The following is a 6898-nucleotide window of genomic DNA, read 5'->3' as shown; positions in this document are numbered from 1 at the left end:
TGCCACGGGCCCGCCGCACGTCTTAGACATACGACGGGCCCGTGAGGTTGCCCCATGAACCTGTGCGGGACCTGGGGCCCGCCTCGCGGGCCCCCGTGGACCTCAGCTCGCGCACTGCGCCTTGTCCGCGGTGGACTTCTCCACTTCCGGTGCGGCCGCGGCGGACGAATTCAGTTTGACGCCCGCGCCCTTGAAGTCCTTGCCCAGGGTCAGGGTCATGGCGGGCAGTCCCTGGGAGTTGGTGACGCTCTTGCCGGGCTTCAGCGCCGAGCCGGACAGCCCCATGATGTCCGCCAGCCGGCGCGCCTGGTCGGCCTGGCCGGGGTCGTACTCCAGGGTCGTCCTCGCGAGGGCCGCCTCGGCGTTGCCCGCGTTCTCCGACTTGGACACGCCCGCCTCGGTCTGCAGGTAGGCCAGCTGCTGCTGGGCGCTGCCGCCCGCCGCCCCGCCGTTGAGGATGCGCACCCGCACCTCGGAGGCGGCAGACTTGGTGCCCTTGAGCCGGGCCGCGACCTCCGCCTTCTCCTTCTTCTGCTGCGCCTTGACCTCGGTGAAGGAGACGTCGTTCTTGATCGCGTCGAAGATCGCGGGGGCCCTGGTCGGGTCGACGACCACCGTCGCCTTGACCGTCTCGGCCGGGTTGTCGACCACCGGGATCGTCATGAAGCTGATGTTCTTCGTCGGTACCTTCTTCAGCTCCAGGGCGATGTCCTTGAGCGTGCCGACCTTGCCGATCGCCGTGTCCACGGTCAGCGCGTTGGTCGCCGCCTCCGCCAGCTTCAGCAGCTTGGTGGGGCTGGTGAGGGTGTCGCCGGAGGTCATCTTGCGCATCAGCGAGCCCAGGAACTGCTGCTGCACCTTGATCCGGTCCAGGTCGCCCTCGTTGCCGAAGGCGTGCCGGGTGCGCACGAACGCGAGGGCCTGCTCGCCCTCCACCTTGGACTTCCCGGCGGGCAGGACGAGCTTGGACTTCTTGTCGTCGACGGCTTTCTCCACACAGACCTCGACCCCGTCCACCGCCGTGGTCAGGGTCTTGACCGCGTTGAAGTCGGCCATCACGAAGTGCTGGGGCTTGATGCCGGTGGCCGCCTCGACCGTGCGCATGGTGCAGCCCGCGTCCCGGCCCTGTTCACCGAGGCTCCGGTTGAAGCGGACCCCCTCCAGTCCCGGGACGACCGACGAGGAGCCGTCCTCCTGCTTGGTCTCGCAGTCCGGGATGTCGACGATCAGGTCCCGCGGGATGCTCAGCGCGGTCGCGTTCGACCGGTCCTTGGCCACGTGCAGCAGGATGTTGGTGTCGGCGTGGCCGACGCTGCCCGCGTCGCCGTAGCCCTCGTTGCCCGCACCGGTGCGCTTGTCGGTGCCGATGATGAGGATGTTGAAGGCCTCGTCCTTGCTGAAGTTGCTCGCGGCCGCGTCGCCGACGTCGGTCGTGCCGACGTTGCCCTCCAGGTGCTTGAGGTAGAAGTAGCCCGTCCCGGCGCCGGCGATCAGCACGAAGGCCGTCGTGCCGCCGGTCCACAGCAGCGCCTTCTTCGCCTTCGACTTCTGCTTGACGGGCCGGCGTCCGCGCCGCCCCGGCAGCGGCTCCTCGGGCGGTGCGCCACGCCGCCTGCGCGGCGGCGGAACGTCCCTGCCGGGGGCCACAGGGGTCGCCGTACGGCCACGCGGCGCCCCCGACCGGCTCGGTGCGGGCGCGGACCTGCGCGGTGCGGGCACGGCCGGCTGCGGTGCGGAAGGGCTCAGTCGCAGTTCGTATTCACCGGTGTTCGGATTGAGCACCCACTGGTCTGCGGGGTCGACGTCGTCCGCCCGCCCACGGCCTTGTGCGTCCACGTTGTCCGAATCCTCCGTCAGGGCCACGCGGCGATCGCTGGATCGCTCACACTATCCGCCCGACTGGGCCTTGAGCGACGTGAGTTGTTCCTGTGCCGATTCTGCAGGCAAGTACGTACGCACGGACCCCTCCGTTCGACTACCAGCGGTAGACCGAGTACACGTCCATGCACTGCCCGGTGTCCGAGCCGTTGATGGCGTCCGCGTTGCCCGGCACGTCACCGGCCCTGGCCTCGGACTGCTTCGGATACGCCGTCCCCTCGCGCCAGTCGGCGCCCACGACGAGTGTGACCCCGGACACATCGGTCGACTTCTTCACCGAACTCAGCGGTATCCCGAGGGACTTGGCGACGCGCTGGGCGTCGCCCTCCAGGTCGGCGGTCGGGTAGCGCACCACGGTCCGGTCCTCGGAGAGCCCCGCCGTCGCGTCCTTGGACGCCCGCGAGAACCCCTTCCGCACGAGTTCCCCGGCGATCGTGCCGGCGCGTTTGCCCACCGGTCCGAGCGTGGCGGTGGCCGTCGCGTTCTGCACGAGCACACCGATCTCGTCGTCCGGGGCGGACGGGGCCTTCGTCGCGGTCCTGCCGGTCTTCTTCCCGCCCGAGGGCGCCGTGCCGTTCTTGTCGAGGGCCACGTCGTCGCGGAGCATCTCCCACAGCTTGTCCGCGTTCGCGCCGTCGGGGATCACGTGGTTCCTGTTGCCCGGGTCCTCCACGTTCGGCATCGTCACCGACGTGATGCGGTCCGTCGGCACCGACTTGAGCTGCATGCCGAGGTCGTAGAGGTCCTTGACCGAACCGATCTCCTCGGAGACCTTCAGCGACTTCGTGGCCGCCTCGGCGAGGCCCATCAGGCGCGGGGTGTCGGTGAAGACGTTCTGCCCCTTCAGCGTGCGGATCATCGAGTTCAGGTACATGTGCTGGGCCCTGGCCCGCATCAGGTCGCTGCCCCAGGCGTGCCGGGTGCGCAGCCACTGCAGGGCCTGCTCGCCCTGGACCTTGTGCGTCCCGGCCCGCATCTTCAGCCCCGAACCGCCGGGCACCGCGGCTGTCGGGCGGTCCCACACGTTCTGCCGCACACAGACGTCGACGCCGCCGATGGCGTCCGCCATCCGCACCACGCCCGCGAAGTCGATCGTCATCCAGTGGTCGATGTAGACCCCGGTGAGGTTCTGCCAGGTGGCGAGCGTGCAGCCGGCGCCGCCGCGCGCCAGGGAGAGGTTGATGATGTCGGTGGTCGCCGGGTACGTCTTCCCGGTGTCCGGGTCCGTGCACTTGGGGATGTCGACCCGGGTGTCACGCGGGATGCTCACCAGCGCGGCGCTCTTGCGGTCCGCGGAGAGGTGGATGAGCATCTGCACGTCGCCCAGCGGGGGGTTGCCGCGGTCGTCCCGGCTGCCGCCGAGCTTCACGTTCTCGTCGGAGTTACGGCTGTCCGAACCGATCAGCAGGATGTTGAGCGGCGTCTGCCCGGCCGCGTTGGCCTCCGCCTTGCGGGCCTTGGAGTCTCCGCTGCTGCGCTCGCCCTTGCGTATGTTGCCGTTGAGATGCTGGTAGTAGAGGTATCCGGCGCCGGCCGTGCCGAGTATCAGCACGGCGAGCGTGATCGCCGACCATCTCAGCACCCGGTGCCTGCGGGGGCCGCGCCGCCGCCCGTGCCGCCTGCCGCCGTCCCCGCTGTCGCCGCCCCCGGCCTTTCGCGCTGGTGAAACGGTCCGGGAAGCCGGCCGCGCCCCCTCCTCGTGCACACCGCTGTACGCCATCCCCTGTCTCCCCACCCTCACCGAACCAACGAAAAGACCTGCCGTACGACTCGTAAGACGCACGACAGGCCCTTCAGGTCACCTCACTTGGCGCACTCGACCTTGTCGGCCGTGGACTGCTGCACCCCCTCGGGGGCCTTCGTCGCCGTGGTGAAGGAGACTCCGGCGCCCTTGAAGTCCTTGCCCAGGGTGAGGGTCATGGTGGGCAGGCCCTGGGAGTTGGTGACGCTCTTGCCGGGCTTCAGCGCCGAGCCGGACAGCCCCAGGATGTCCGCCAGCCTGCGGGCCTGATCGGCCTGGTCGGGGGCGTACTCCAGGGTCGTCTTCGCCAGCGAGGTGCCCGCGTTGCCGGCGTTCTCCGACTTCAGTACGCCCTCCTCGTTCTGGAGGTACTCCAGCTCGGCCTGCGCGCTGCCCGCCGCCGCCCCGCCGTTGAGGATGCGCACCCGCACCTCGGAGGCGGCCGACTTGGTGCCCTTGAGACGGGCCGCGGCCTCCGCCGCCTCGGCGCTCTTGGCCGCGCTCGCCTTCTTCTTGACCTCCGTGAACGACACGTCGTTCTTGATCATGTCGAAGACCGTGGGAGCCGTCGACTTGTTCAGGACGACCGTCGCCTTCACCTTCTCCGTCGGGTTGTCGACGACCGGCACGGTGGTGAAGGTCAGGTTCTTCACGTTCAGCTTGCCCAGCTCCAGACCGAGGTCCTTCAGCTTGCCGATGCTGTCCAGCTGCGAGTCCACGGTCAGCGCCTTCGTGCCCGCCTCGGCCAGCTTCAGCATCTTCGCCGGGTTGGTCAGCGTGTCGTTCGACTTCAGCTTGCGCATCAGCGCGCTCAGGAACTGCTGCTGGAGCCCGATCCGGCTCAGGTCGCCGCCGAAGCCGACCGAGTGCCGGGTGCGCACGAACGCGAGGGCCTGCTCGCCCGAGATGGTGTGCGTGCCCTTGGACAGCTTGAGCTTGGAGTCCTCGTCGTCGATGTCCTTGGCCAGACAGACCTCGACCCCGCCGACCGCCGTGGTCAGTGTCTTGACCGCGTTGAAGTCGGCCACCATGAAATTGTCGGCCTGGATGCCGGTGAGCTCGGTGACGGTCCGCACCGTGCAGCTGGGCGTGCGTTCGTCCTGGCCGAGGCTGGTGTTGAAGCGGACGCTGTCCGTGCCCGCGATGACCTTGGTGGTGCCGTCCGCCTGCGTGGTCGGGCAGTCCGGCACGTCCACGATCAGGTCGCGCGGGATGCTGAGTGCGGTCGCGTTCGTCCGGTCCTTGGAGACGTGCAGCAGGATCGTGGTGTCCGCGTGCCCGACGCTGTTCTTGTCGCCGTAGCTCTCGTTGCCCGCGCCGGTGCGCTTGTCGGTGCCGATCAGCAGGATGTTGATCGCCTTGTCCGACTGGAATCCACCCGTACTCGCGCCGTCGTCGGAGACGGACGTGATGTTCCCGTTCAGATGACGGATGTAGAGGTACCCGCCACCCGCCGCCGCGACCAGCACGAAGGCCATCGTGCCGCCGGTCCACAGCAGCGCCTTCTTCGCGGTCGACTTCTTCTTGACGGGCCGGCGTCCGCGCCGCCCCGGCAACGGCTCCTCGGGCGGTGCGCCCCGGCGCCTGCGCGGCGGCGGGACGTCACGGCCGGGAGCCACGGGGGTGGCCGTACGACCGGCGGGCGCGCCCGTCCTGCTGGGGGAGGGCACGGATCTACGGGGACCGGGAACACCCGACTGCGGTGCGGAAGGGGTCAGTCGCAGTTCGTATTCACCGGTGTGCGGGTTGAGTACCCACTGGTCTGCGGGGTCGATTTCGCCCGCCCGCCCACGGCCTTGTGCGTCCACGGTTGCTGAATCCTCCGTCGGCCGGATGCACCGGATCGCTCACACTAGCCGTCCGATTCGCCGACAGGTTACGGCGGTGACGCATTCCACGTCCCTACAACCGGGCAATCCGCCCATTTGCCCGGACACCGCTTACCGCTTTGGGCAACGCTTTACCCGCAGGTGTCCTCGGCGGCCGTGTTACCGCGGAAGGCGGGTACATCACCGGCCTTCTCAGTTTCTCCATAGGGTTCTTCGTCGTGAGAATGTTCTGAGACCTTCGGGGCTTTCCGCGTCACCTTCACCGGCGCGTCCTTGCGCAACCGTTCGAAAAGCCGCCGGGCCTCGGGTTCGACGAGTTGATCACGATTGGCGTCGTAGACGTACGACTCCCTCGGCACGGTAAGGAATTGCACGCGTCCGGTGGGGATGTCCCGCAGGCCGCGCACGAGTTCGTACAGCCCGCGCAGACTCGCCAGATCCGGGTCGGTGGTGAGCGAGGAAGTCGCCGCGTCCAGCACGGGGTAGAGCTTCACCGGATTCAGCAGTACGTCATTGCTCTGCACCTTGTTGACCAGTGCTCCGAGAAAGCGCTGCTGGCGGTCCATGCGAGCGGTGTCGCTGCCGTTGCCGAGGGACTTGCGGGCCCGCACGTAGCCGAGGGCCTCCTCGCCGTTCAGCGTCACCCGGCCCGCCGGCAGCCGCAGCTTGGCGGCCTTGTCGTCGATCGGTTCGGCGAGGCAGACCGTCACGCCGTCGACGGCGTCCACCATGTCCTTGAAGCCGTGGAAGTCGACGACCATGTGATGGTCGATGCGAATGTTCGTGAGCTTCTCGACGGTCCGGATCGTGCAGGCCGAACCGCCCTTCTGGAAGGCGTAGTTGAACATCGCGAACATGGGCTCGCCGCGGGTCCCGTCCCGCCCCAGGCAGGCCGGCACGTCCACCATCAGGTCCCGCGGCAGCGACACGGCCGTCGCGGTGCGCCGGCCGGCGGACAGGTGCAACAGGATCGTGGTGTCCGAGCGCTCGGTCCCGGAGTCCCGCCCGTACTGGCCGTTCCCGTCGCCCGAACGCGAGTCGGACCCGATCAGCAGGATGTTCTGAGCGCCCTTGACGAGCGAGGTCGGCCGGTCCTTGTCGTACCGGGCGAGCTCCGCGGCGGCCGCCTCGTCCGCGGTGATGTTCCCGTCGAGCTTGGCGTAGACGGCCCACCCGGTGCCACCCGCGACGAGGACGACCGCGCCGACACCGATCCCGACACCCCCCAGCCGGCGCCGCCTGCGCCGCCGTACGAGCCCTTCGCCGTGGGCCGACGACCCGAGGCCGGGCCCGAGGGGGCGAGCACTGTCGGTCACGAGTCGGCCCACCCCTCATGGCGTAAGAATCCGTACTCCCGACCATGACGCGAACCACCCCCGGGGGCAGCCCGCTACTGACCCATGCGGGTGACTCCCCACGCCCTGGGACCACCTCCGCCCCGAACCCGAAC

General features: G+C 69.0%; 4 protein-coding genes. All 4 read right to left on the bottom strand.

The annotated features are described in order from the left end of the window. Window positions 1–102 precede the first annotated feature (102 nt). Window positions 103–1836, bottom strand: coding sequence for an LCP family protein (locus tag EHS43_RS33035; RefSeq protein WP_125194341.1), 1734 nt, complete (start codon window positions 1834–1836; stop codon window positions 103–105). 139 nt (window positions 1837–1975) lie between these two features. After that, window positions 1976–3598, bottom strand: coding sequence for an LCP family protein (locus EHS43_RS33030; RefSeq protein ID WP_185806522.1), 1623 nt, complete (start codon window positions 3596–3598; stop codon window positions 1976–1978). An 83-nt stretch (window positions 3599–3681) separates the two neighbouring features. Continuing rightward, window positions 3682–5427 (bottom strand): LCP family protein, encoded by a 1746-nt coding sequence (locus EHS43_RS33025; protein ID WP_125194340.1) that lies wholly within the window; start codon window positions 5425–5427, stop codon window positions 3682–3684. Between the two features lie 152 nt (window positions 5428–5579). After that, on the bottom strand, window positions 5580–6764 hold the full coding sequence (locus EHS43_RS33020; RefSeq protein WP_125194339.1) for an LCP family protein: 1185 nt from the start codon (window positions 6762–6764) through the stop codon (window positions 5580–5582). Window positions 6765–6898: the final 134 nt, after the last annotated feature.

This window comes from Streptomyces sp. RP5T, assembly GCF_003933965.1.
In the GTDB taxonomy this organism is placed as follows: Bacteria; Actinomycetota; Actinomycetes; order Streptomycetales; family Streptomycetaceae; genus Streptomyces.
The sequence above is the reverse complement of the archived record's forward strand: the minus strand, read 5'-3'. Positions and strand labels throughout refer to the sequence as shown.